Origin of the sequence: Actinomadura sp. 7K507, from assembly GCF_004348425.1 — a bacterium.
In the GTDB taxonomy this organism is placed as follows: Bacteria; Actinomycetota; Actinomycetes; order Streptosporangiales; family Streptosporangiaceae; genus Spirillospora.
In genome coordinates, this window is record NZ_SMKK01000142.1 from 1 (window position 1) to 24,851 (window position 24,851).

A 24,851-nucleotide genomic window follows, 5' to 3' on the forward strand; every position below is an offset into this window, starting at 1 on the left:
GCTCTGTCATGAGCCAATGGTATTGACATCGGCCCCTGCCGCATGCGAATTGACGGCGCCGACGCGGCGATCGCCTCCACCGCCCGGGGCGGGCGGTTCCGGTAGCGTCGGAACTACTGAACGAGTGGAGGACGATCATGGCGGATAAGGGCGACATCGGCTGGAAGGTGATGGCCGGTGGCGCGGCCTTCGCGGGCGGCTTCGTCGCGAAGAAAGTGATCACGCTGGCCTGGAAGAAGACCACCGGCAAGGAGCCGCCGACCAACCCCGAGTCCCCCGACGTGGACATCCTGGAGGCGCTCGGCTGGGCCGTGGTGATGGGCGTCGGCATGGAGATCTCGCGCCTGCTGGCCACCCGCGCCGTCGCGCACCAGTGGACCAAGGGCACCGGCGAGCTGCCCGCCCACCTCAAGAGCCTCAAGAACGACGGCTAGCGCAGGGGTTCCGGGCTTCGGTGCGGGCGACCGGGGGCGTCGCCCGCACCGACCCTGTTCCGTGCCCCTAGTCCGCGGATTTCAGTCGACGGGAGTGATCGCGCGGGAGCGGGGGCGTGTACCCGGCGGACTCGCGCAGATCGTTGCGGACCTTCAGCGCCAGGGCCTTGGTCGCGGAGCGGTTGAGGGCCGCGCCCGCGGCGGCGCCGGTGAGGAAGGGGCCCATGGTGCCCATGCTGCGGCCGAAGGTGCGCAGCATGCGCTTGCGCAGGGCGGACTTCGCGGCCGTTCCCAGGGCGCTGGTGAGCGAGCCGGTCTCCAGGGGGTTGATGCCGCGCTGCCGTGCCCAGGACGTGACGAACGCGGCGCCGCGGACGGTGCCGGTGCCCTGGACGCGGATGCCGTAGACCTCGTGCAGTTCGGCGATCATCTTGACCTCGATGGCCGCGATCACCAGGGTTTCGGCCGCGAGCTGGGCGGGGGCGGTCAGCAGCAGCGGCGGGGCGGTGAACTGCACGGCGGCCAGCGCTCCGCCGGCCGCGCCGACGGCGGTGGTGCCGTTTCCGGCCACCTTGACGAGCTTGTCGGCGAGTTCCTCGCCCATCAGGCCGGGGTGGTGGGCCTGCAGCGTCTCAAGGTCGCGGATCGGAATGTGGGGTGCGGCCTCGACGAGCACGTCGCCGAGCCATCGGCCGCGCGCGGCACCCGCGGCGCCCACCTTGCGGGCGTTCTGGCCGAGCAGCCTGGCCAGTCGGCCCAGCAGGCGGCCGCGGGTCTCGCGGTCCATGTCCTCGTCGGCGGTGAGCCGGCCGATGAGCTCACCGAGCTCGGTGGAGCCGTCGCCGCGCGCCGGCTCCACGTCGTCATGACGTCTCTCGATCTCACCCGTCACCCGAGGCCACTCCCGGTCAGGCGGCGCACTCGCGGCAGACCGGCTGGCCGTTCTTCTCGTTGGCCAGCTGGCTGCGGTGGTGCACCAGGAAGCAGCGCGTGCAGGTGAACTCGTCGGCCTGCCGCGGAACCACCCGGAAGGTGAGCTCCTCGTTCGACAGGTCGGCGCCGGGCAGCTCGGCGACCTCCCCGGCGTCCAGGTCCTCATCGATGATGCTGGCGGCCTTGTCGGCGCGCCGGGCCTGGAGCTCCTGGAGGCTGTCCTCGCTGAGTTCGTCGTCTGTCTTTCGTGGGCTGTCGTAATCGGTCGCCATCTTCTATCTCCATCCCCCTCAGTGCTTTATGCGCCCCGTCGCGCGGATCTAACGCTCGGGGGACCGTTCTTGTGCCCGATCCGGGCGGGAAATTCTGTCACGGTTGGTGACCTGCGACACACGAGGCGCGACCGTTCCCACGAGTGACAGCCGTCACCCGGATCTCTTCCTCGCGAATGTGTCTTCCGTCACATACCTGACAGCTGTCCCCCGGCGGATCCGGTGCCGGAACCACCCGCCGGGGATCCCGCGGCGGCGGGGATCATATCGGTCCCGGGGGCGTTGCGCGCGCCGACCGGCCCGGCGCGTCGGGACCGTCTCATCCGACCGGGCGACGGCTGAACCAGACGCTTCGGTGAAACGTCTGAACTAACGCGATATCGTGCCCGCCTGAGGATGGGGGCAGACCCCCTGCGGGGTCAGCCCGGCGTTCGCCGGCGGATGGCCTCACAGCGGGGTTCGGCGCACAATATCGCGGGACATCACTGCGGGTCACTGGAGGGTCAGATGCCGGATGCCGCTCCGCTGGAGCCGGGCGATCCTAGGGCACTGGGACAGTACGAGATCGTCGGAAAGCTGGGCGCCGGGGGTCAGGGCGCCGTCTTTCTCGGCAAGGCGCCGGGAGGAGAGTACGTCGCGGTCAAGCTGCTGCACGCGCAGATGGCCAACGATCCGGCGGCGCGTGCCCGGTTCACCCGCGAGGTCGCGGCGGCGCAGAAGGTCGAGCCCTTCTGCACCTCCCGGGTCCTGGAGGCCGACGTCCACGGCGACCAGCCGTACGTCGTCAGCGAGTTCATCGACGGGCCGTCGCTGCACGACGTCGTCGCGCACGACGGGCCGCGCGGGGCCGCCGAGCTGGAGCGGCTCGCGATCGGCACGGTGACCGCGCTCGCGGCCATCCACGAGGCCGGGATCGTGCACCGCGACTTCAAGCCGAACAACGTCATGCTGGCCTCGGACGGCCCGCGCGTCGTCGACTTCGGCATCGCGCGGACGGTCAACTCGCAGGAGAGCGCGGTGACCGCCACCGGAATGGTGGTCGGCACCCCCGGCTACCTGGCGCCCGAGCAGCTCACGGGCGCGCCGCTCACCCCGGCCGTGGACATCTTCGCCTGGGCCGCGACCATGGTGTTCGCGGCCACCGGGCAGTCGCCGTTCGAGGCCGACACGCTGCCGGTCATCATCAACCGGATCCTCAACGAGGAGCCGGACCTGTCGGCGCTGCCCCCGGGCCCGCTGCGCGACCTGATCGGGCAGTGCCTGTCCAAGGACGCCGGCCTGCGGCCCCCGGCGGCGCAGCTCCTGCTGAACCTGCTGGGCCATGCCGGCGCCGCCCCGGCGGGCCAGGGCGGCGGGGCGGACCTGCTCAACCAGGGCACCCGGATCGCCTCGCAGCTTCCGCCGCCCCCTCCGGTGCCGCCGGCGCCGCAGGCGCGGCCGCAGCAGCAGATCACCCCGCCGCCGATGCCGATGCACCAGGGCCCGCCGCAGGGCCCGACGACGCCGCCTCCGCAGCCGATCACGCCGCCGCCGATGCCCATGTACCAGGGCGCGCCGGGGCCGGCGACGCCGCCTCCGCAGCAGATGGGGATGCAGCAGCACGCCCCGGGACCGCCGCGGCCGCCCGGCCCGCCCGGTCCGCAGGGGCCGCACTACGGGGCGCCGAAGCGGTCCAGCAACGCCGGGCCGATCATCGCCATCGGCTGCGGTGTGCTGGCGCTGATCACGATCATCGCGATCGTGGCGGTGATCCTGGTCGCCAGCAGCGGGGAGGACGACCCGGACGACCCGTACCTGCCGCCCAGCACCTACACCCCGAGCGAACGGCCGACGACGTCCACCACCGGTGGCGGGCTCCTCGGCGTGTACGCGGGCGACGGGAACCAGCCCGGCGCCCGCTCGGGGCACACCAGGTTCGAGGTCCGGTTCGCGCTCCTGCGCACGAGCGGCACGGCGCGGTACGAGTACCCGTCCGGCGCGCAGGACAACTGCTACACCCGGCTTTCGCTGCTGTCCGGAGACGAGGGCAGCGAGAAGATCGAGTACCGGGAGGAACCGATGGCGGGCATGGACGAGAACGAGTGCGCGCCCGGCTACATCACGTTCACGCCCTCCGGGTCCGGTGACACCATGCGGTGGGAGTGGCGGCAGCGCCAGTCCGACCCGACAGCCAGCGCCTACGGGACCGTGAGCAAGTGACGGCGGCGGTCACCCCCCTTCGCGCGGGTGATCCGTCCCAACTCGGCGCCTACCGCCTGACCGGCCTCCTCGGGGAGGGCGGTCAGGGCACCGTCTACCTCGCGGAGGACGAGACCGGCGACCGGGTCGCCCTGAAACTGCTGCACGCGCGGTTCAGCGGCGACCCGAAGGCCAGGTCCCGGTTCGCGGCGGAGGTCGCGGTGGCCAAGCGGGTCTCGGCGTTCTGCACGGCCCGCGTCCTGGACTCCGACGTCGAGGGCGACCGCCCGTACATCGTCAGCGAGTACATCGAGGGGCCGTCGCTGTCGGAGGTGCTGTCCGCCGACGGCGCCCGCGGCGGCACGGACCTGGACCGGCTGGCGATCGGCACGATGACGGCGCTCGCCGCCATCCACCAGGCGGGCGTCGTGCACCGCGACTTCAAGCCCGCCAACGTGCTCCTCCCGCCGGACGGCCCGCGCGTGATCGACTTCGGTATCGCGCGGGCGCTGGACGCGACGGGCACGATGTCGAGCACGGCCGTCGGCACCCCCGCCTACATGGCCCCCGAGCAGATATCCGGGGCCCGGGTCGGGCCGGCGGCCGACGTGTTCGCGTGGGGCGCCACGATGGCCTACGCGGCCAACGGGCGCCCGGCGTTCGGGCAGGACTCCATACCCGCGGTCATGCACCGCATCCTGAACCTGCCCCCGGACCTCGGGGAGCTGCACGAACCGCTGCGCCAGATCGTGGCGGACTGCCTGAGCAAGGACCCGGCGCTCCGTCCGGCGTCCCAGCGCGTCTTGGCGCACCTGCTGGACCTCGCGGGGAGCCTGCCCGACCCGGACGCCCGGCAGGGCGGCCAGGACGCTCTGATGCTCACCCAGGGCGCCGCGACGGCGGCCACCGAGTCGGCGCGGCTGCGCACCCAGCCGCCATCGCCGCCCGCCCAGGCACCGTCCCACCAGACACCGCAGCCACAGACACCGCAGCCACAGACTCCGCAGCCGATGCCGATGCCCGGGATGCCGGTTCCCGGTCCCCCGCCGCCGGGCGGGCAGGCGCCCGCGCCGCCGTGGTCGTCGACGGTCCCGCCCGCCGGCGGGCAGGGCTCTGCGACCTGGCCGTCCGGGCCGTCCTTCGCGCCTCCGGGCACCGGTCCCGGCACGCCTGCCGGCAGGTCCGGGAAACCCCGCATCGGCGTCCTGGCCAGTGTGGGCGGCGCGGCGCTGGTCGCCCTGGTGCTCGTCGGCACCGCCGTCGCCGTCCAGCTCGGCCGGAGCGACGGCGACGCGGGCACGACCCAGGGCGGGCGTACGGGCGGCACGTTCCGGATGGCGCTCCCGTCGCCCAGCACGCCGGGCGAGGAGATCGATCCGTCGCACGCCTTCAGCGGCACCGCGAGGTTCCTGGTCAAGCAGCTGTTCACCGGCCTGACGGAAGTCGGGCCCGACGGCGGCGCGCGCAACCGCCTCGCCACGCGGATCACCCCGGACCCGACCTGCCGGCAGTGGAAGATCGAGGTCAAGGAGGGGACGACGTTCGTCGACGGCACCCCCGTCGACGCGCAGGCGTTCGCCCGCGGATGGAACCGCAGCGCGGCGGAGGAGACCGGCGGCGGCTCCTACCTGATGACCGACATCCAAGGCCACTCCGAGGTCGCGGACGGCAAGGCCGAGGAGATGTCGGGGGTCCGGGCGGTGTCCGGCACCCTCCTCACCGTCGCGCTCACCTCCCCGAACTGCGACTTCGCCGCCCGGCTGTCCGAACCCGCCTTCATGCCCGTCCCCGAGGCGGCCGGAGAGCCCGGCAACGAGAGCTTCAACACCCGTCCCGTCGGGAACGGCCCGTTCAAGCTGGAGGAGCACAGGGAGGACACGAGCATCTCGCTCGTGCGCAACGACACCTGGGCGTTCGGCAAGGCGAAGTTCGACGGTGTCGAGCTTCGCCTCACCGACGACGCGGCCGCGGGACAGGCGGCCTACGCCGCCGGCGAAGTCGACTGGGCCGCCCTCACGGCCGACCGGCGGGCCCCCGCGTCCCAGGAGGGCCTGGTCACGCGCCCCAGCCCGTTCACCCGGATGATCGTTCCGGTCACCGCCCGGGGGCCGATGAAGTCCAGGGAGGCCAGGCAGGCGGTCTCCCACGCCCTCGACCGCTCCAAGATCGTCCAGGCCCTGGGCGGCCTCGGCAAGCCCGCCCACGGCATCGTCCCGGCCTCGGTCCCCGGCTTCGGCGAGTCCGGCCGCTGCCCGTCGTGCGACCGGCAGGACGCCGCGAAGGCCAAGCAGCTCGCCGAGCAGGCCGGTCTCAAACCGGGCACGGAGATCAGCCTGTACTTCCGGGAAATGTCCGTCTACCCCGATCTGGCCGCGTTGGTGAAGCGCGACCTGGAGACGGCGCTCAGGTTGAGGGTCGTGTTGAAGCCGACCCCCGTCGGTTCCGACCAGTTCGACGACTTCCGCAAGGCGGTCGTCTCGGACGACGCCTCCGGCCTGGTGCTGTTCACCTGGGGCCCCGACTACCCCAGTCCCTACTCGATGCTGTGGCCGCTCCTGGGAGGCGATCTCGTCGCCACCGCCGACAACTCCTACTTCAACTACTCGGGGTGGAAGAACGGCCAGTTCGACGAGCTGATGTCCACCGCCCTCAGGAACCCGCAGGCCGGCACGCGGACCAACTTGTTCAAGGAGGCCGAGAAGCTGGCGCTGGACGACCTGGCCCTCATCCCCCTCCTCAACGACGCGCACACGGCGATCGTGAGGAAGGACAAGTACACCGGCCTGGAGATGGACTACGACGGTCACCCGACCGTGGCCACGGCCGCGCTCAAATAGGCCGGGACGCGCTCGGAGACCGGGCGGGCGTCAGCCCGGAGGGAGCCGGACGGTGACGATCAGGCCGCCGCCCGGCCGGGGCACCGCGTAGACCGCGCCGCGGTGCGCCAGCACCACCGACCGGACGATCGACAGCCCGAGACCGGCGCCCTTGGCCGACTCGACCCGGTCGGCGTTCAGCCGCCGGAACGGCTCGAACAGCCGCTCCACCTCGTACGCGGGGACGGCCGGTCCGGTGTTCTCGACCTGCACGGTGGCGTACCCCTCCAGCATGCCGGTGCGGATCCACAGCTCGCCGCCCTCCTCGTTGTGCTTGACCGCGTTCTCGACGAGGTTGGACACCAGATGCTCCAGCAGCACCGGGTCCCCGAGCGCCTTCCCGGACGTCAGCTCGGGATGGACGGACACATCGTTGTCGTGTTCGTGGCGCGCCGAATGCTCCAGCACCGTCCTCGCCACCTCGGCCAGGTCGGCCGGCGTGCGGGTGGTCAGCTCCCGCTCGCTGCGGGCCAGCAGCAGCAGGCCCTCGATGAGCCGTTCGTGCCGGGCGTTGGTGGCCAGCAGCGTCCGCCCGACGGCGCGCAGGTCGTCGGAGACCTCCGGGTCGCCGAGCGCCACCTCCAGCAGCGTCCGGTTGATCGCGAGGGGCGTGCGCAGCTCGTGGGAGGCGTTGGCGACGAAGCGCCGCTGCGAGTCGAACGCGTGCCCGAGCCGCTCCAGCATCGCGTCGAAGGTGTCGGCCAGCTCCTTGATCTCGTCGTCCGGGCCCTCCAGCGCGATCCGCTCGTGCAGCGTGCTCTCCGACAGCCGGCGCGCCGTGGTCGTGACCCGCTGCAGCGGGCTGAGCGCCCGGTCGGCGACGAACCAGCCGAGCACCAGCGTGATGATCCCCACCCCGCCGAGCGCGAGCAGCGACCGTCCCACCAGCTGCTTCATCGTCTGCTCGACGAACTGGCGCTTCAGTTCGGCGGCCTCGGCCTCGGAGATGCCGAACCCGATCACCTGGACGTTCCCGAGGATGTTGGCCATCAGCACCGAGATCACGAACAGCAGCAGCGCCCCGGCCATGAAGAACAGCAGCCCGTACAGCAGGGTCAGCCGCAGCCGGACGCTCATGCGGCCGGGCAGCGCCTTCAGCTGGGTGAACGACCCGCTGCCGTCGCCGCGCCACATCCCTGCGGGGGCCGGATACGGCTGCGGGACCTGCTGCGGGCCGGGCCGCCGCCACGGGCCGCCGCGGCGTCCGCCGGGGACGCTGGTCGGCTGCGTCGCCTGCGGCCCCTCCTCGTGCGGTGGCGGCTGCGGCGCGGCTCCCGGCCGCGTGTCCTGAGGCCCCGGCTCCTGGCCCTGACCCTGGCCCTGCCCGCCGGGGTCGGTGTTCGCGTTCGGGCCGGCGGGCGTCTCGCCGGGGCCGTCCGGTGGCACGGATCCGGGGTTCACAGCCGGTACCCCACGCCGGGCACGGTCTCGATGACCGGTGGGTCACCGAGCTTCTTGCGCAGCGTCATCATCGTGACCCGGACGACGTTGGTGAACGGGTCGATGTGCTCGTCCCAGGCCTTCTCCAGGAGCTGCTCGGAACTGACGACCGCGCCTTCCGCGCTGAGCAGCACCTCCAGGACCGCGAACTCCTTGCGGGTCAGCTCGACCGGGCGGCCGTCCCGCGCGACCTCGCGGCGGGCCGGGTCGAGCGTGATCCCGGCGCGCTCCAGCACCGGCGGCAGCGGCGCGGCCGCGCGGCGGCCCAGGGCCCGCACGCGGGCGATCAGCTCGGCGAACGCGAACGGCTTGGCCAGGTAGTCGTCCGCGCCGATGGACAGGCCCTCGACCCGGTCGTCCAGCTCGCCCGCCGCGGTCAGCATGATGATCCGCGCCGGGTAGCGCTGCGCGACGAGCTGCTTGCACACGTCGTCGCCGTGGACCTTGGGCAGGTCGCGGTCCAGGACGATGATGTCGTAGTCGTTGACTCCGGCCCGCTCCAGCGCCCCCGCGCCGTCGTAGGCCACGTCCACCGCCAGCGTCTCCCTGCGCAGGCCGGTGGCGATCGCGTCGGCGAGCACACGCTCGTCCTCGACGACTAGAACACGCACGGGGTCCCCCTCCTGGTCAGGGCGCGGCCGGCGCCCGCGCCCCAGGTATGCCACGGGAGCCGTAAGACCCCCGTAAGCAGCCGTTCCTTCGGCGTCCGCCGAACCATGACATCGCGGACGCAAGAATCCGCGAAAATTGCATCGGCGGACAGGTTTACCTTCAGCCTAGGCCTGGGTAGGCATGGGCAGGATCCGGGAGGAGGCCCATGGGCGAGTTTTCACGCATGATCCATCAGCGGCTCGATGACGCTTACGCGTCGCTGCGGAGCGCCCACGCAGATGGAGACACCTACCTGGCCGACATTCGCCAGGAGGAGATCAACGATCTGCGCCGGATCGCAGCGAACAACGACATCGGCGTCGAAGCACCCCGCTGCGACTGAGCACGACCCACCGTTACGGGGAGCCCCGGACCACTCCCGTCCCGGGCTCCCCTTTTCCATGCCGGCGTCTAGTCGCCGAGCGGGTCCAGCGGGGCCAGGAGATCGTGCAGCGCCTCGAACGTGCCCGGCCCGGCCGCGACGGTCAGCTCAGGGCTCGCGGGCGTCCCGTGCAGGCCCTCGACACGCCCGCCCGCCTCCTGGACGATCAGCGCCCCGGCGGCGATGTCCCACGCCTGGACACCGCGCTCGTAGTAGGCGTCGACGCGTCCCGCCGCCAGCGAGCACAGGTCCACGCAGCACGAGCCGCCGCGGCGGATGTCGCGGACACCCGGCAGCACGCCGGTGAGCACCTGCGCCTGCCGGGCGCGGCGGCCCGCCGAATAGCCGAACCCCGTGGACACCAGCGCCCTGTCGAGCGGCACGTGGGAGTTCACGCGGAGTTCACGGGCGCCGGAGGCGGTGTGCAGGACGGCGCCGCCGCCTCGCACCGCCGAGAACGACTCGCCGCGGCGCGGCATCTCCACCGCACCGGCGACCACCGCGCCGCCGGCCTCCGCGGCGATGCTGACCGCCCAGTCGGGCAGGTCGTAGAGGTAGTTCACGGTGCCGTCGATCGGGTCGACCACCCAGCGGACGCCGCTGCCGCCGGGCCGGGTGCCGCCCTCCTCGCCGAGGAACGCGTCGTCGGGGCGGACCGCCCGGATCCGTTCGATGATCAGCTGCTCGGCGGCGCGGTCCATCTGGGTGACGACGTCGGTCGGGGACGACTTGGTCTGCACGACGTCCGGGCCGTCCACGGGGCGCTTGTCGACCAGCATCCGGCCGGCCTCGCGCGCGGTCGCGACGGCCAGTTCCAGCAGATCGCCGGCCAGGCTCATCCGGTCTCCCCCAGCAGCTCGCGGGGCAGCGCGGCGAACCGCGGGTCGGTCCCGGGCGTGCCCGCCCGCACGAGCGCGATCCCGAGTTCGGCGGCCAGGTCCGCCGCCTCCACGTCCAGGTCGAACTTGACCTCCATGTGATCGGAGACGAAGCCGATCGGGACGACCGCGACGGCGCGGACGCCCTTGCCGTGGAGTTCGCCCAGGTGGTCGGTGATCTGAGGCTCCAGCCACGGTTGGCCGGGGGGGCCGCTCCGGCTCTGGTAGACCAGATCCCACGGCGTTCCAGGGGCGGCCTTCTCCGCGATCGTCCGTGCGGCCTCCTCCAGCTCCGCGACGTACAGCTCCCGGTTGGGCTGGGACAGAGGCACGCTGTGTGCGGTGAAGACCAGCCGGGCGCCTTCCGGGAGGCGGCTCAGCGCGTCCTTCGTCGCGTCCACGAACGGCTCGATGAACCCAGGCCGGTCGCAGTAGACGGGCAGCTTGTCGATCTCAGGGGCGTCCGGGACCTCTTCACGCGCGCGCGCGATGTCATTGAGGTACTGGTCATTGGTGGAGTAGCCGCTGTAGGCGGACGTGACGAACGCGGCCGCGTGCCGGATCCCGTCGGCCTTCATCTGGCGGACGGTGTCGGCGAGGTAGGGAGTCCAGTTCCGGTTGCCCCAGTACACCGGGAGGTCCACCCCATGGGCGGCGAAGTCGGCCTCGATCGCGGCCTTGAGATCGCGGCACAACCGGTTGATCGGACTGACCCCGCCGAACAGGTGGTAGTGCTCCCCCACCTCTTCCAGGCGCTCCCGGGGGATGTCGCGGCCACGGGTGACGTTCTCAAGGAACGGGATCACGTCCTCGGTCCCCTCCGGCCCGCCGAAGGACAGCAGAAGCAAGGCGTCGTACGAGGTCATGCCTCCATCCAATCAGCCCGGGGCCGACGTCCCGTTCCGGGTCGGCGTCATCGCGGGGCGGCCCCACGCCCCCGCTGAGGACGCTAGTCGTAGCGCGCCGCGTAGGCCTTGGCCAGGCCGAGGACCTTCTGGACGTACCAGTGGGCGTGGTTGTAATGCCAGATCGCGTTGTAGAGCTGCTTGCCGCCCTTGCCCGCACCGTTCGCGCACAGGTACTTGGCCGCCCCGGGGATGGCGTCGTAGGGGTTCATGATGTCGGCCTTGCCGTCGCCGTCGCCGTCGACGCCGTACGCCTTCCACGTCGCGGGCATGAACTGCATCGGCCCGAGCGCGCCCGCGCTGGACGGTCCGACGTTGCGCCCGTGGCTGCTCTCGACCTGGCCGATCGCGGCGAGGACCGTCCAGGAGAGGCCGGGGCAGGTGCCCGCCGCCTTCTTGTACAGGTCCATGTAGCTCGTGGGCCGGCCCCCGTCGGGCTGGTCCCGGTACTTGGCCTCGTGCAGGTTCAGGACGTCCGTGCCGGGGCCGAGGACCTTGGTGACGGACTTGACGACCGCGGCCGGGTCCGCGCCGGGCGCGTTGACCAGGACCGCCACGTTCGGGACGAGCCCCAGGTCGGCTCCGGCCTTCTCGCTGACGAGCATGTCGATCCCCGGCAGGCCGAGGGCCGCGGAGCCGCCCATCGTCAGGTTCGGCATCGACCGGCCCACCACCGGGTACTGCGTTCCCGCGGCGAGCTGGAGCTGCTCCGCGGCGGCCGGGGACACCACGAACCGGTCGGCGGCCAGCGCCTCCCACAGCTCGGTCTTCTTGGCCGTTCCGGGCGACGTCCAGGAGCGGAACGACGACGGGTCCACGGCGAACGCGTTGACCTGGCGGCCCTGGAGCTGGACGGCGCCGCCCGCGACCGCGGCCACGTCCCCGACCTTGCCCAGCTTCGCGATCTTCTTGATCTTGGCCCCGGAGATCGATCCGCCGCCGACCGCGAGCACGTCCGGCGGCACCACGCGCTGCAGCGGCGCGACCTGGCCGCCCTGGGCCACGTTGACCGGGTCGCCCGGCGGCACGCTCGGCGGGGCCGCCTGTGTCGAGTCGGACGCGGCCGGTTCCACCTCCTGCGTGGTCAGCGCCGTGTACACGCCGCCGGCCGCGGTGGCGACGGCGAGGATCGCGATGCCGGTGATGACGAGCGGATGCCCCGGCCCGCGCCTGCGCGGACGCGCGTACTTGCTCTGCGGCGCCTTGTTCTGCGGGGGCCGCCGCTTCTTCTCCGGCTTCGGCCTGGCCGGACGGCGGAAAGCGGGTGCCGCGGCATCGTCGTCCGCGATCGCGTCATCGTCCACGGCCACGTCCTTCGAGGGCGCCTTCTTGGCGGCCGCGTTCGCTATGGAGCCGTCGCGCGGTGCTGATGGAGGAGCCACAACATTTCCCAACGAGTGTCGCTACGGACGGTTACCCGATTTGCGCTTCTTTCCCCCATGTAACGCGATCATGGGGCTGACCATGGCCTGAACGACGTCGTCCCCCGCCCGTCTCGGCGGTTACCGGATCGTACGTTATCGCCCGATACGTGATCGAGGCCCGGACTTCCCGGCAGGCGCCCCGCCGGGACGCGCCCTGCGGCGCCATCGCGAACGGGAGGTAAACATGAACTTTCCTCATAATCGATTGCCGAGTAGAGTCGCCGCATGTCCCCCGAGACCAACCAGAAGTGGCAGAACTGGGCGGGAAACCAGCAGGCCGCACCGCGCCGGGTCGCGACGCCCCGCACGACCGACGAGGTGGCCGCCGCGGTACGTTCGGCCGCCGACGAGGGCCTCACGGTCCGCATGACCGGGACAGGCCACTCCTTCACCGGTGCGGCCGTCGCCGAAGGCGTCCGGCTTCGTCCCACCGCGCTCACCTCGGTCCGCTCAGTCGACACTGCGACCGGGCTGGTCACGGTCGAAGCGGGGCTCCCCCTGCATGCACTCAACCGCGTCCTGGACGAACACGGTCTCGCCCTGGCCAACATGGGCGACATCCAGGAGCAGACCGTCGCCGGCGCACTGCAGACCGCCACACACGGCACCGGACGCGACGCCGCCGGACTCGTCTCGCAGGTCGCCGCACTGGAACTCGTGCTCGCCGACGGCAGCATCGTCACCTGTTCGCGCGAGGAACGTCCCGACCTGTTCGCCGCGGCCCGCGCCGGCCTCGGCGCGCTCGGCATCGTCACCGCCATCACCTGGCGAACCGTCCCGTCGTTCCTCCTGCGGGCGCAAGAAGAACCGATGAAGTGGGACGAGGTCATCGCGCGCGTGGACGAGTTCGACGCCGCCAACGAGCACTTCGAGTTCTACTGGTTCCCGCACACCGAGGGCTGCCTGACCAAGCGCAACAACCGCACCGAGGGGCCCGCCAAGCCGCTCTCCAAGTTCAAGTACTGGCTGGACGACAAGTTCCTGTCCAACACGGTCTTCGGAGCCATCAACAGGATCACGCACCGGGCGCCCGCCATAACACCGTTCGTGAACGGCATCTCAGCCAAGGCCCTCGGTGCCCGCACATACAGCGACACCTCGTACAAGGTCTTCACGAGCCCGCGCACGGTCCGCTTCAAGGAGCAGGAGTACGCGATCCCGCGCGAGGAACTCGTCCCCGCGTTGCGCGAACTCCGTGCCCTGTTCGCCAGGAGGGACTGGCGCATCAGCTTCCCCATCGAAGTGCGGCTCCTCCCCGAAGAGGACGCCTGGCTGTCGATGGCCCACGGACGGCAGAGCGCCTTCATCGCCGTGCACGTCTACAACCGCGACCCGCACGAGCAGTACTTCCGCGGCGTGGAGGAACTCCTGACCGCGCTCAACGGCCGTCCCCATTGGGGCAAGCTCCACACGCGAGACGCCGCCCACTTCGAGAAGGTCTACCCGAGGTTCGGCGACTTCCGCGCCCTGCGGGACGAACTCGACCCAGACCGCCGCTTCGCCAACCCCTACACGAGACAGGTCTTCGGCGACTGACTCCCCAAGCGGCTACTCCGGAGGCCCGGTTCCGCCGTCTCCATCGGCGGGTGCCTGCTCCTGCCCGCCGCCCGGCCCGCCTTCCTGCGGCCCGCTGGTCGGCGCCGGGGTGTTCGGATCCGGCACCGACGTCGTGGGCTGGTTCGTGGGAGGGCTCGTGGGCGCCCGCGTGGGCTGCTCGGTCGGCCGATCGGCCGGCTGCTCCGGCGTGCTCTGCTCCGCGGTCGGCGCGTCACCCGTCGGGGTCCCCCCGGGGGTGGCGCCCGGCTCCGTCGGAGCGTCGGACGGACTCTGCGACGGCGTCTCGTCCGGCTGCCCGCCACCGCCGCCCAGCACGTTCGTGACGGTCAGGCCCCTGCTGCTGCTTCCGATGGGCTGCCCGGTGACCGCCTCATAGATCGTGATCCCGCCGATCACGACCACGAACACCACCGCCGCCGGCGCCGCCAGCTTCACCCAGTGCACCCTGGCCCACTGGACCGTGTTCTCCCACGCCGACCGCCGGGCGACCTGCCGGACCGCGTCCTCGCCCGCCTCCTCGGCGAGCGAGCCGGCGACCGCCTCCACCGGGTCCATGCGCGTCGCGCCGGGATCCATCGCGCTGGGATCCATCCGCGTCGCATTGGGGTCGCCGGACGGAAGGTCGAGCCTCGTCGCGTTCGGGTCACCGCCGCCCGGAGGATCGAACCGGGTGGCGCTCGGGCCATCGGTCCACACCGCGGTGCGGGTCGGGTCGGCGCTCGTCGCCTCCTCCGCGGCGCCGTCCGCGGCTTCCCGCCGCCGCACCGCCGCCTGCATGTGCGTCAGTTCCTTCAGCTGGCTGCGGCCCTGGTCGAGGTAGTGCTGCCCGACCGCCGCGCCGGCCGTCGAGATGACGCTCATCAGCGCGGCGCCGATGATCGTCCCGTAGACCCCGAGGTAGGACGCCCCGAAGGCCGCGGCCGCCGTCGCCGCCGCGCTCGCGATGAGCTGCGTCGTGCTCACGTTCGGCAGCTTGCGCGGCATGACCCGCCTCACCCCTGTCCATCGCCGTTGATCCCCGAAAAGAAACTAACCGGGCCAATCGGGTGTTCCTGCCTCGGACGTGACGCTCACAACGTCAAATCGGTGGAGCGGCAAGAGCCCCTCAGGCACAGTGTGGAAAAAGATGCACAAGGATCAGGCAGGGCGACCCCGGGCCGGGCGAGTCACCGGCAAGCTTGGTCAGGTGCCCTCTTCGACCTCCTGAAGAGGGCTTCGAGAGCGGCGATGTTCGGACATGCCGGGTACGGTGCTGGCAGCAGGTGTGTCCGAAAGAGAGACTCGGGAACCCGGGGGAAGGGCACGCATGCGCCCTCGGTGGGCATCGGACGGCCGACCGGTGAGAGCACGGTCGCGCGGTCCGGCGTCCTCCGTGCCATCAAGACAGGGCAGGAAGGACACGCATGCAGGAGCTGCGCCTCGTCGCGGTCAGCGAGGACGGTACGTACCTCGTCCTGGCCACCGCGGGCCGAGGCACCCGGTTCACCCTGCCCGTCGACGACCGGCTCCGCGCGGCGGTCCGTGGACACTTCTCCCGCCTCGGCCAGTTCGAGATCGAAGTGGAGAGTCCCTTGCGCCCCAAGGAGATCCAGGCCCGCATCCGCTCCGGCGAGACCGCCGAGGAGATCGCCGAATCGGCGGGGATACCGGTCGAACGCGTCCGCTGGTTCGAGGGCCCGGTCCTGCAGGAACGCGAGTACATGGCCCAGCAGGCGCAGCGGGTCGCCGTCCGGCGCCCCGGCGAGTCCAGCCCCGGCCCGCCCCTCGGCGAGACCGTGGAGGAACGCCTCGGCCGCGGCGGCGTCGACCTCGACGAGGTCGAATGGGACGCGTGGAAGTGCGAGGACAACACCTGGCGCCTCCGGCTGTCCTTCTTCGACAACGGCCGCCCGCACGCCGCCGAGTGGACCTTCGACCCGCGCCGCCGGTACGTCTCCCCGCTGGACGAGATCGCCGCCCGCCTCACCGCCGTCGAATGGGACGACGACGCGCTCTCCGACACGGTCACGCCGCTCGTCCCGCGCCGTCCCGCCATGAAGGTCGTCTCCAGCGACCGTGACCCGGCCGCGGGCCTGCCCGCCGCCCCCCGCGAGTACGCCGCCGACGCCCGTCCCGCCTTCCGCGAAGCGGCCGAGGCCACCCCCCTGCGCGAGGCGTCCCGCCCGCAGGCACCCCGTCCGGACGAGGACCTGGAACCACTCCGCACGGCAGGCGAACGCCAGTCGGCCCAGCTCACCGAAAGCCGCGGAGGGGAGTCCGCACTCCCCCGCGACACAGGCACCGCGCAGGAAGCGCCGCGCCCCCGCGCGTTCCAGGATCAAGAGCCAGACGAGCACGCGACCGGCCGGCCCCCCGGACGCCGGCCCGCCCAACTCCGCGAAGCCGTCGCCGAACGAGAAGCGCGCGACTCCCGAGACCACGAAACCGTCCAGCCCCGCGACACGGGCTCCGGTCGGGAAGAAGACCGGAGCCGCGACTCGGCGCACGAACGCGAGAACGTCCAACTGCGCGAAACCGGCCCCGGACGAGAGGAACACCGGCCCGGCGACACGACCCGCGAGCGCGAGACCGCCCAAGCACGCGAAACCGACGCCGGACGGGAAGAACGCCAACCCCGCGACACCACTCACGAACGCGAGACCGCCCAGACGCGCGAAACCGACGCCGGGCGAGATGAACGCCAGGCCCGCGACACCACTCACGAACGCCAAACCGCCCAGACGCGCGAAACCGACGCCGGACGGGAAGAACGCCAGGCCCGCGAGACCGCCCAGGCGCGCGAAGCCGGTCTCGGACGAGAGGAACGTCGGCCCGGCGACAGGGTCCACGAGCGTGACGCCGGTCAGGTGCGGGAAACGGGTGCCGGGCGAGAAGAACGCGAGGCCGGGGACTCGGTCCACGAGCGTGAAGCCGATCGGTCCGGTGAAACGACAGGCGCGCAGGAGGTCGCTCAGGCCGGCGAGGCGTCCGAGGGCGGCGAGACGACAGGTTCTCGCGACGGCCGGGAGCGGCTAGGCGAGGCAGGCGAAACCGACGAGCGGGAAGTGTCCCGGGACCGCGAGGCGGCTCGTTCGCGTGATGGACGCGAGACGCTCGGCACGGTCGGCGAGCCCGAAACGGAACGGCGCGACGAAGCTCCCGAGCAGGCCGCCGGATCGAACGGCATGGCAGACGCGCAGGAGCCGGTCCAGGTCGGCGACACGTCCGAGGACCGCGAAGCGGCTCACGTGCACGAGGTGACGCGTCAGGACGAGACCGTCGCGGAGCCGGAGGCGGCGCAGTCCGGCGACGCCGGCCGGGGGCGTGAGGCCGGCTCGGATGGTGAGCGCGAGGCTGCGCGGTTCGCCGACACGCCTGCACGGCGGGCTGCCCGGTTGCGCGAGATCGAGGACCGGGAGGAAGAGGAGAGGGCTCGTGCCGCGGAGGAGTCACCCGTAGGCGAGGACGCCGAGGAGCCCGAGGCGGGTTCACCGCGGCGGGAGGATGCCTCTGAGGCGGAGCCCGCCGAGGACGAGCGGCTCGCGCGGGAGAAGAAGCCGGCGGCGCAGCGCCCGGCGCAGCGGCAGCCTTCGCGGACGCCCGCGAAGAAGAAGCCGGCCGCTCGCCCCACGATGCCGGCGGCAGGGCAGGACAAGCCGGCCGCCGGCTCGCCGCCTCCTGCCGCCGCCGCTGCCGCGAACGCTGAGCCGGCGGCGGCGCAGCGGCCCGCGCGGCGGCGCAAGCCCAAGGGCAAGCGCGCCTCCGTGCCGTCCTGGGACGAGATCATGTTCGGTGCGCGCCGCCCCGAATAGGGCGTCACTCGCCGGGCGGGGCCTCCAGGAACGGCGTCAGCCAGGCGGGCGTTATGCCGGCGGCCAGGGCGACCGCGTCCTCTTCGGCCATGTCCATCGCCGAGTAGCCGCCGTCGCCCGCGCCGACCGCCGCGACGAGGGTGGCGAGGCCGAGCCTGCGCTGGAAGAGCGTCCGGCGGACGCGCCAGCCGACGATGGCGGAGTGCTCGACGACCACCTGGCGGCGGCGCAGCGAGCCCGAGCGGACGCTGAGCCGTTCGCCGTCGGTGACGTGACCGAGCTGGCGGTAGCGGTCGAGCCCGAGGGGGACGGCCAGGACGGCGAGGGCGCCGAACACGTAGGCGGCCGGGGGCTGACCCGCCAGGACGGCCAGGACGGCGAAAGCGGCCGGGGGCGCCACCGCGCGGGTCAGGCGGCGGCTCCGGGCGGCGGGCGGATGCGCGATCAGTGGGCCGGGGACGTTGCCGACGACGCGGGCGGCGAGGGATTCGGCGACCGTGCGGGGGGCGGCGGGCAGCAGGCGGCCGCGGTGGGCGGCGTCCCCGAGGCCGGTGATGAGCGCGCCGAGGCGCGCCACTCCGGAGATCCGTTCGAAGGGGTTGTCGGCGAGTTCGACGCCGCGGAGCCGGCGGCGTTCGAGGGAGACGCTGCGGCGGGTGATCAGGCCGCGTTCGACGACGAGGGAGCCGTCCCGCTGGTGGACGGTGAAGTCCCAGTTGAACAGCGTGAAGGCGATCACCGACATGACGGGCATGGCGACGAGGCCGAGGATGGCCAGCGCGACGACGAGGGCGGTGGACAGGCCGACCACGTCGTGGCCGAGGCTCTCCACCCTTTCCTGGGTGATGAAGCCGAGGTCGTCGCCGAGGTTGTAGAGCGTGCCGAGGAGGCTGCCGGCCAGCGCGAAGGGCGTGAGCAGGTAGGCGCCGCTGAGGGGGGCGTACACGTACCAGCGGCGCCGCATCCGGGCGAGGACGCGGCGCGGCGGGACGGGCGCGTCCCGGGCGAGGAGGACGCCGCGGAGCCGTTCGGCCTCGTGCCGGGAGACCGCGTTCAGCGCGCCTTCGCCGCCGTCCGCGCCCGCGTCGATGTGGACGACCGCCAGGCCGAGGAGCCGGTGCGGGAGGGACGCGCTGATGTCCACACCCCGGATCCGGTCGCGCGGGATGCTCTTGACCGACCGTCCTATGAGCGCCCGCCGGAGCTCGATGCGGTCGTCGTGCAGCGCATAGGTGAACGTCAGCCAGCTGATGACGTGGAAGAGCAGCCCGAACGCCAGTCCGGCGAACGTGAAGTAGAACGCCGTGGACAGTCCGCCGACCAGGAGCCCGGTCGCGCCGGCGGCGATCAGGGCGATGAGTTCCCGGACGGCGCCGACGACGAAGGTGAGCGGGTGCAGCCGCTGAACGCGGGGGGCCTCGCCGGGTGGGCGCGTCCCGTTCGGCGCCGGTTCCTCACCGCCGTCGTCGGGTGTGCCGCTGGACGAGGGGCCGGCGGCCGGGCGCGTGGCGGGATCGGGACCGAGTTCGCCGTCACGTGTGTTCACGTCGCGTCGTCGCGGAGGTCGTGGGCCCGGTGCGCGAGATCCTCGGCCAGGCGTGTCGCGATGTCGACGGGGAGTCCGGAGACCTCGGAGGACCCGGTGTGGGAGGCCGTGTTGACCTCGATGGTGGCCAGGCCCAGCATCCGCTCGATCCAGCCCTGCTGGGTGTCGACGGTCTGGATGCGCCCGACGGGCACCAGCAGCCATTCGCGGCTGAACCAGCCCGTCCGGGTGTAGACGACGTCGGCGCTGACCTCCCAGCGGTGGACGCGGTAGCGCCAGACGGGCGCGACGGTCACCATCAGCAGGCCGGCGGCGCCGACGAGGTAGGGCAGCCAGCCGATCCGGCCCGACATCCATCCGGGTATGCCGTCCCAGCCGGAGTCGCCGAGCCAGGCCGCCACCCCCAGGGACAGACCGAACGCGAGGCCCCAGAGCAGCAGGTACTCGATCGCCCAGTGCGCGATCGCGCGGGCCGACACCCGGTGTTCGGGCGGCCGCAGCCGCGGCGGGTGCGGGCCCCCGCCGTCCTTCTGGTGACTGCGCCGCACCGACGTCACACCGCGAGTTTAGAACGCCGGAGGCCCCCTCCCGTTGTTTCGTCGAAGGCGAACCGCCGGATTCCGGGCACAATCTCGCGCGCGTCGGCGTTCTGTCAGTGGCGGATGCGATGTTGGGGTCCCCCGCGCCACCAGCAGAGTCTCGGTCGGGCGGCGTAAAAACTGGATGCGAATCACCCCGGACACCACATAACTTGGCGGCTTCCCGTTTGCGGAGGCCAAGACGTCCGGCGAACAAGTCCCTAGGAGCTCACATGACGTACGCCATCCAGGCCGACGGTCTGGAGAAGCGGTTCGGTGACACCCAGGCGCTGGCGGGCGTCTCGATCACCGCCCAGCCCGGAACGGTCCTGGGGGTGCTGGGGCCGAACGGCGCCGGCAAGACCACCATGACCCGGATCCTCGCCACGCTGACCCAGCCGACCGGCGGAAACGCCCAGGTCGCGGGGTTCGACGTGGTCAAGGAAGCGCACAAGGTGCGGCAGCTGATCGGCCTCACCGGTCAGTACGCCGGGGTGGACGAGATGCTCACCGGCACCGAGAACCTCATCTTGATCGGCCGGCTGCTGGGGCTTTCCCGGCGCGCGTCCAGGACGCGGGCCGCCGAGCTGCTCGAGAGGTTCCAGCTGACCGACGCCGCCGAGCGTGCCGCCAAGACGTACTCGGGCGGGATGCGCCGCCGCCTCGACCTGGCCGCGAGCCTGGTGGGGCGGCCGCAGATCCTGTTCCTGGACGAGCCGACCACGGGCCTCGACCCGCGCAGCCGCAACGGCCTGTGGGACATCGTGCGCGGCCTTACCGACGACGGCGTCACCGTGCTGCTCACCACGCAGTACCTGGAGGAGGCCGACCAGCTCGCCGACGACATCGTCGTCATCGACCGCGGGCAGATCATCGCGCACGGCACGTCCGACGTGCTCAAGGCGCAGGTCGGCGGTCAGGTGCTGGAGGTGCGGCCGGTCGACCCGGCGGACGCCGGCACCGTGGCGAAGATCGTCGGGGAGCTGACCGACAGCGTCCCGGAGCTCCACAGCGAACTGGTCACCACGCCGATCACCGACCCGCAGCTGATGCCCGCCGTGGTTCGCCGCCTCGACGAGGCCGGCGTCAACGTCGGCGAGCTGTCGCTGCGCAAGTCGAGCCTGGACGAGGTGTTCTTCGCCCTCACCGGCCACCACACCGACGACATCGACGACATCGACGCCGAGGCCGACGAGCTCGCCCAGGCGACGGACAAGGAAGGGGCGTCCGCATGACCGCCGCGACGTTCGCGCCGCAGGACCTGTCCAAGCGGGTCGCGCCCGGTACCGCCATGCGCAACACCGCCACTCTGGCCTGGCGGAACCTGGTCCAGATCAAGCACAACCCGATGGAGCTGCTGGACCTGTCCATCCAGCCCATCATGTTCGTGCTGCTGTTCGCGTACGTGTTCGGGCCGGCGATGGCGGGCAGCGTCGAGGCCTACCTGCCGGTCATCATTCCCGGCATCATCGCGCAGAACGCGTTGTTCGCGGGGATGAGCACCGGAGTCGGGCTCAACACCGACATCACCAAGGGCGTCTTCGACCGGTTCCGGAGCCTGCCGATCGCGCGCAGCGCCCCGCTCGCCGGGCGGATCATCGCCGACACCGCCAAGCAGGGGTGGTCGATGATCATCCTCCTGGCGGTCGGCTTCATCATCGGGTTCCGGCTCGAGACGAACCTCCTGGCGCTGTTCACCGCGTTCGTCCTCCTGCTGGCCTTCGCGGTCCTGTTCTCCTGGACGTCGGTCTACATCGGGCTGAAGGTCAGCGAACCGGAGAAGGTGCAGATCTTCGGCTTCGTGGTGATCTTCCCGCTGAGCTTCATGAGCACCGCGTTCATCCCCAGCACCGAGGGCATCCCCTCCGGGCTCGCGTGGGTCATGGACAACAGTCCCGTGACGCAGCTGGTGGAGGCGATGCGAGGCCTGCTGGTCGGCGGTCCCGTCCTCAGCCACGCCCTGATCGCGCTGGCGTGGGGGGTCGGCTTCACCCTCGTCTTCGCCCCGCTCTCCATGCACGCCTTCAAGAAGCGCGCCTGATCCACGGAACCGGCGGCCCCGGTCGTCCCCCCTCGGGGACGGCCGGGGCCGCCGCATGTCCGGCATGTCCGGCACGGCCGGGCCGCCGTGGTCAGGCCGCGGGTTCGGCTTCCTTGACCTTGGCGCGGACGTCGTCCATGGCGGCCAGTTCGAAGTCGGCGCGCGGCTGCTCGACGGTGGCGAGGGAGACGGTCTCGCGCTTGAGGAACAGCGCGAGCGTCCAGTCCGCCACGACGCGCAGCTTGCGGTTGAAGGTCGGGACCTTCGCGCCGTGGTAGCTGCGGTGCATGAACCACGCGGGCCAGCCCTTGAGCTTGAACCCGTAGGTCTGGGCGACGCCCTTGTGCAGGCCGAGTCCGGCGACCGCGCCGATGTTGGCGTGGACGTAGGGCTTGAGGGTCTTGCCGCGCAGCGAGCGGACGATGTTGTCGCCGAGCAGCTTCGCCTGGCGGACGGCGTGCTGCGCGTTCGGCGGGCAGTACATGCCCTCCTGGGTCAGGTCGGGGATGGCGGCGTTGTCGCCGGCGGTGAACGCCCGCACGAGGCCCTCGATGGTGAGGTACTCGGTGCCCTTGACGCGGCCCTTCTCGTCCACGGGCAGGTCGCCCCGCCGGACGACGGGGGCCGCCTTGACGCCGGCGTTCCAGACGAGCGTCCCGGCCTGGAAGGCGCTGCCGTCCGACAGTTCGATCCGGCCGTCCACGGCGGACCGCAGGAGGGTGTTCATCTTGACGTCGATGCCGCGGCCGCGAAGCTGCTCGGCGGTCCACTTGCCCATGTCGGGGCCGACCTCGGGCAGGATGCGGTCGGCTGCTTCGACGAGCATGAACCGCAGGTCCTGGGGGGTGACCTTGCGCATGTACTTGGTGGCGTCGCGGGTCATGTCCTCCAGTTCGGCGACCGCCTCGACGCCCGCGAACCCGCCGCCGACGAACACGAACGTGAGCGCCTTGCGGCGCAGTTCGGCGTCGTCGGTGGACTCGGCGATCTCCAGCTGCTCCAGGACGTGGTTGCGCAGGTGGATGGCCTCACCGACGGTCTTGAGGCTGATGCCGTGCTCGGCGAGGCCGGGGATCGGCAGCAGCCGCGGCACCGCGCCCGCGGCCATCACCAGGTAGTCGTAGGAGATCCGCTCCGGCGGCCCGGCCAGCGGCTGGAGGATCGCCCAGCTCTCGTCGTGGTTCAGCTCGGTGACCCGGGCCTTGCGCACGGTGCACCTGGACAGGACGCGGCGGAGCGGGACGACGACGTGCCGCGGCGAGATGTTCCCGGCGGCGGCCTCGGGGAGGAACGGCTGGTACGTCATGTACGAGTTCGGGTCCACGATGGTGACCTTGACCTCGCCCCGCTTGAGCTCGCGCTTGAGCTTCTTCTGCAGGCGCAGGGCGGTGTACATGCCCACATAGCCGCCACCCACGATGAGGATGTGGGGAGCGCCAGGGGTCTCCTGGGCGATCCTGGCCATTGCGGCCCTCCAATGTCACGGTCGGCTTGTGAAGACATTCACAAACTACCCGGTGGAACGTGCCTGACACCAATGAATAGCCACGAAAGAACGTGAAAACTTCCCCTCCTGGCAAAGCGGAGGGCCGATACAGCTGTGAAACCCGCCACTACTTCACAAACATTCGGATGGAACGGGGCAGAGCACGCATGATCAAGCTCACAGGTCCGCCGCCGAGGGAGCCGCCACCCGGAGGGAGGAAAGGCCCGTTCCACTCCCCTCGAAGCCCTATCGTTGGGGCGAACGAGGAAGGGGGCGCCGGCGGGCGAGGAGGGCGCGGCCGGGATGACGGCGATCCGGCGGCGCACGGCGTTACGATCTCGCCCGGGAGCGAATCGATGATGAGCAGAGACCGGCGTCCGATCCTGGCCGCGGCGGGCGCCCTGGCGCTCACCGGGGTCCTCGGCGGCTGCGGGCTGATCGGCGAGCCGGAGAACCAGAGCGCCGAGCTGTCGGAGTGGTTCACGGTGACCAGCCCCGTCTTCCGCGATGAGCAGGAGTTGCCCCCGCGGTACGGCTGCAAGACGTACCCTGGCGGGCAGGGGAAGACCCCACCGCTCCGGTGGTCGGGCACGCCGAACGGAACCAGGTCGTTCGCGATCGTCGTGGACGACCCGGACCGGTCCGGCGGCGCCGGCGTCCACTGGGTGATCGCGGGCATCGACGGGACGGTGAACTCGCTCGTCGAGGGCGCCCAGCTGGAAAGAACCGTCGAAGGGTTGACGACAAGCAAGAAGGCGGGCTACGCGCCGCCGTGCCCGCCCAAGGGAGAACGGCACCGGTACCGGTTCACCATCTACGCGCTGGACCATCCGGCACCGTTCGAGAACGGCGCCGCACTGAAGGACTCGCTGCCCGCCATCGCGGAGCACACGATCGGCCGGGGAAGGATCACCGGGAACTTCGGCGGCAACTAGGCGCGTTGACCCGTGAGGCTCGCAGGAGCACAGGGTCAGGGCGGACCCCACCGGGGGGAGCTGGAGCCGACAGGGGCGTGCCGATGGGTGGGATTGGCCGATCGGAACGCGCCGTGCGAGGGTAAATGTGCGCGAAGGGTGTGACAACGGTCATAGCGGTCGGTCAGAATCGGACTAGGCCGTGGCGGCGGCGACCCGAACAGCACCGGCCGCCTGCGACAATCGGGACGGACCCGCGGTCCGCGCCGGGGACTCTCACCGGGCCAAGGCATTGGGTGGTGGCATGACTTCTTACATCGTGGTCTTCGGCCTCATTGTGGTCGTGGTCCTGGTGGGCGTCCTCGTCGCCCTTGGCCTGCGGGCCAGCAGGGCGGGACGCGACGACGACGACTGGATGGACGACGAGCCGCACCAGCCGCGCGGCCGCCGTGGAGCCCCGCAGCACGACGACATGGGCGGCCACGACGACTACGGCTACAACGACGGCTACAACGACGGCTACGACGGTGCCTACGACGGCGGTTACGACCGGCACGGCGTGCCC

The 24,851-nt window shown here is 71.7% G+C and carries 20 protein-coding genes and 1 pseudogene; 10 read left to right on the forward strand and 11 right to left on the reverse strand.

The window, feature by feature from the left end; all coding sequences use genetic code 11:
- Positions 1 to 137 precede the first annotated feature (137 nt).
- Positions 138 to 434 carry a DUF4235 domain-containing protein gene (locus E1285_RS27970; RefSeq protein ID WP_132157250.1) on the forward strand — a complete coding sequence of 99 codons (297 nt, stop codon included), beginning with the start codon at positions 138 to 140 and terminating at the stop codon, positions 432 to 434.
- 67 nt (positions 435 to 501) lie between these two features.
- Here the strand turns inward: E1285_RS27970 and E1285_RS27975 are convergent, their stop codons facing one another.
- Together E1285_RS27975 and E1285_RS27980 are read right to left on the reverse strand one after the other, a co-directional pair.
- Positions 502 to 1,326, reverse strand: a complete 825-nt coding sequence (locus E1285_RS27975) for a hypothetical protein (RefSeq protein ID WP_243723091.1) — start codon at positions 1,324 to 1,326, stop codon at positions 502 to 504.
- 16 nt (positions 1,327 to 1,342) lie between these two features.
- Entirely contained in the window at positions 1,343 to 1,639 is a 297-nt protein-coding gene (locus tag E1285_RS27980; RefSeq protein ID WP_132157252.1) for a DUF4193 domain-containing protein, read from the reverse strand.
- Between the two features lie 507 nt (positions 1,640 to 2,146).
- Here E1285_RS27980 and E1285_RS48260 point away from each other — a divergent pair.
- Entirely contained in the window at positions 2,147 to 3,838 is a 1,692-nt protein-coding gene (locus tag E1285_RS48260) for a serine/threonine-protein kinase (protein ID WP_132157254.1), read from the forward strand.
- Positions 3,835 to 6,654, forward strand: a complete 2,820-nt coding sequence (locus E1285_RS27990; RefSeq protein WP_132157256.1) for an ABC transporter substrate-binding protein — start codon at positions 3,835 to 3,837, stop codon at positions 6,652 to 6,654. Before E1285_RS48260 ends, E1285_RS27990 begins: the two co-directional genes overlap by 4 nt.
- A 30-nt stretch (positions 6,655 to 6,684) precedes the next feature.
- Here E1285_RS27990 and E1285_RS27995 read toward each other — a convergent pair whose 3' ends face one another.
- Together E1285_RS27995 and E1285_RS28000 are read right to left on the reverse strand one after the other, a co-directional pair.
- A complete protein-coding gene (locus E1285_RS27995) occupies positions 6,685 to 8,094 on the reverse strand; it encodes a HAMP domain-containing sensor histidine kinase (protein WP_243723092.1) in 1,410 nt (469 codons plus the stop codon).
- Positions 8,091 to 8,744, reverse strand: coding sequence for a response regulator transcription factor (locus E1285_RS28000; RefSeq protein ID WP_132157258.1), 654 nt, complete (start codon positions 8,742 to 8,744; stop codon positions 8,091 to 8,093). The genes E1285_RS27995 and E1285_RS28000 overlap by 4 nt, the downstream gene beginning before the upstream one ends.
- 206 nt (positions 8,745 to 8,950) lie before the next feature.
- On the opposite strand from E1285_RS28000, the gene E1285_RS45785 reads away from it, so the two are divergent.
- Positions 8,951 to 9,127, forward strand: coding sequence for a hypothetical protein (locus E1285_RS45785; RefSeq protein ID WP_165966792.1), 177 nt, complete (start codon positions 8,951 to 8,953; stop codon positions 9,125 to 9,127).
- 68 nt (positions 9,128 to 9,195) lie between these two features.
- Here E1285_RS45785 and E1285_RS28005 read toward each other — a convergent pair whose 3' ends face one another.
- The 3 genes from E1285_RS28005 to E1285_RS28015 form a co-directional block, all read right to left on the reverse strand.
- The gene (locus E1285_RS28005; RefSeq protein WP_132157260.1) at positions 9,196 to 10,005 is read right to left on the reverse strand and encodes an inositol monophosphatase family protein; all 810 of its coding nucleotides are present in this window, start codon (positions 10,003 to 10,005) and stop codon (positions 9,196 to 9,198) included.
- Positions 10,002 to 10,910: a ferrochelatase gene (locus tag E1285_RS28010; RefSeq protein WP_132157262.1), complete on the reverse strand. Its 909-nt coding sequence runs from the start codon at positions 10,908 to 10,910 to the stop codon at positions 10,002 to 10,004. The genes E1285_RS28005 and E1285_RS28010 overlap by 4 nt, the downstream gene beginning before the upstream one ends.
- 83 nt (positions 10,911 to 10,993) lie before the next feature.
- Entirely contained in the window at positions 10,994 to 12,253 is a 1,260-nt protein-coding gene (locus tag E1285_RS28015) for a lytic transglycosylase domain-containing protein (RefSeq protein ID WP_243723093.1), read from the reverse strand.
- Between the two features lie 345 nt (positions 12,254 to 12,598).
- Between E1285_RS28015 and E1285_RS28020 the strand changes: the two genes are divergently transcribed.
- On the forward strand, positions 12,599 to 13,909 hold the full coding sequence (locus E1285_RS28020) for a D-arabinono-1,4-lactone oxidase (protein WP_132157264.1): 1,311 nt from the start codon (positions 12,599 to 12,601) through the stop codon (positions 13,907 to 13,909).
- Positions 13,910 to 13,921: 12 nt separating this feature from the next.
- Here E1285_RS28020 and E1285_RS28025 read toward each other — a convergent pair whose 3' ends face one another.
- Positions 13,922 to 14,893: a hypothetical protein gene (locus E1285_RS28025; protein WP_132157266.1), complete on the reverse strand. Its 972-nt coding sequence runs from the start codon at positions 14,891 to 14,893 to the stop codon at positions 13,922 to 13,924.
- 440 nt (positions 14,894 to 15,333) lie between these two features.
- Between E1285_RS28025 and sepH the strand changes: the two genes are divergently transcribed.
- Complete coding sequence (sepH, locus tag E1285_RS47645; RefSeq protein WP_243723094.1) at positions 15,334 to 17,721, forward strand: septation protein SepH; 2,388 nt, start codon at positions 15,334 to 15,336, stop codon at positions 17,719 to 17,721.
- Between the two features lie 4 nt (positions 17,722 to 17,725).
- Here the strand turns inward: sepH and E1285_RS28035 are convergent, their stop codons facing one another.
- Together E1285_RS28035 and E1285_RS28040 are read right to left on the reverse strand one after the other, a co-directional pair.
- Positions 17,726 to 19,267, reverse strand: a complete 1,542-nt coding sequence (locus E1285_RS28035) for a PH domain-containing protein (RefSeq protein ID WP_132157268.1) — start codon at positions 19,265 to 19,267, stop codon at positions 17,726 to 17,728.
- A complete protein-coding gene (locus tag E1285_RS28040) occupies positions 19,264 to 19,824 on the reverse strand; it encodes a PH domain-containing protein (protein WP_132157270.1) in 561 nt (186 codons plus the stop codon). Before E1285_RS28040 ends, E1285_RS28035 begins: the two co-directional genes overlap by 4 nt.
- A 254-nt stretch (positions 19,825 to 20,078) precedes the next feature.
- Between E1285_RS28040 and E1285_RS28045 the strand changes: the two genes are divergently transcribed.
- Together E1285_RS28045 and E1285_RS28050 are read left to right on the forward strand one after the other, a co-directional pair.
- On the forward strand, positions 20,079 to 21,080 hold the full coding sequence (locus tag E1285_RS28045) for an ATP-binding cassette domain-containing protein (RefSeq protein WP_132157272.1): 1,002 nt from the start codon (positions 20,079 to 20,081) through the stop codon (positions 21,078 to 21,080).
- Positions 21,077 to 21,886 carry an ABC transporter permease gene (locus E1285_RS28050; RefSeq protein ID WP_132157274.1) on the forward strand — a complete coding sequence of 270 codons (810 nt, stop codon included), beginning with the start codon at positions 21,077 to 21,079 and terminating at the stop codon, positions 21,884 to 21,886. The genes E1285_RS28045 and E1285_RS28050 overlap by 4 nt, the downstream gene beginning before the upstream one ends.
- Positions 21,887 to 21,977: 91 nt before the next feature.
- Here the strand turns inward: E1285_RS28050 and E1285_RS28055 are convergent, their stop codons facing one another.
- On the reverse strand, positions 21,978 to 23,351 hold the full coding sequence (locus E1285_RS28055; RefSeq protein WP_132157276.1) for an NAD(P)/FAD-dependent oxidoreductase: 1,374 nt from the start codon (positions 23,349 to 23,351) through the stop codon (positions 21,978 to 21,980).
- Between the two features lie 377 nt (positions 23,352 to 23,728).
- On the opposite strand from E1285_RS28055, the gene E1285_RS28060 reads away from it, so the two are divergent.
- Together E1285_RS28060 and E1285_RS28065 are read left to right on the forward strand one after the other, a co-directional pair.
- Complete coding sequence (locus E1285_RS28060; protein WP_243723095.1) at positions 23,729 to 24,307, forward strand: YbhB/YbcL family Raf kinase inhibitor-like protein; 579 nt, start codon at positions 23,729 to 23,731, stop codon at positions 24,305 to 24,307.
- Positions 24,308 to 24,590: 283 nt separating this feature from the next.
- Positions 24,591 to 24,851: pseudogene (locus tag E1285_RS28065) on the forward strand (hypothetical protein); the annotation flags it as partial.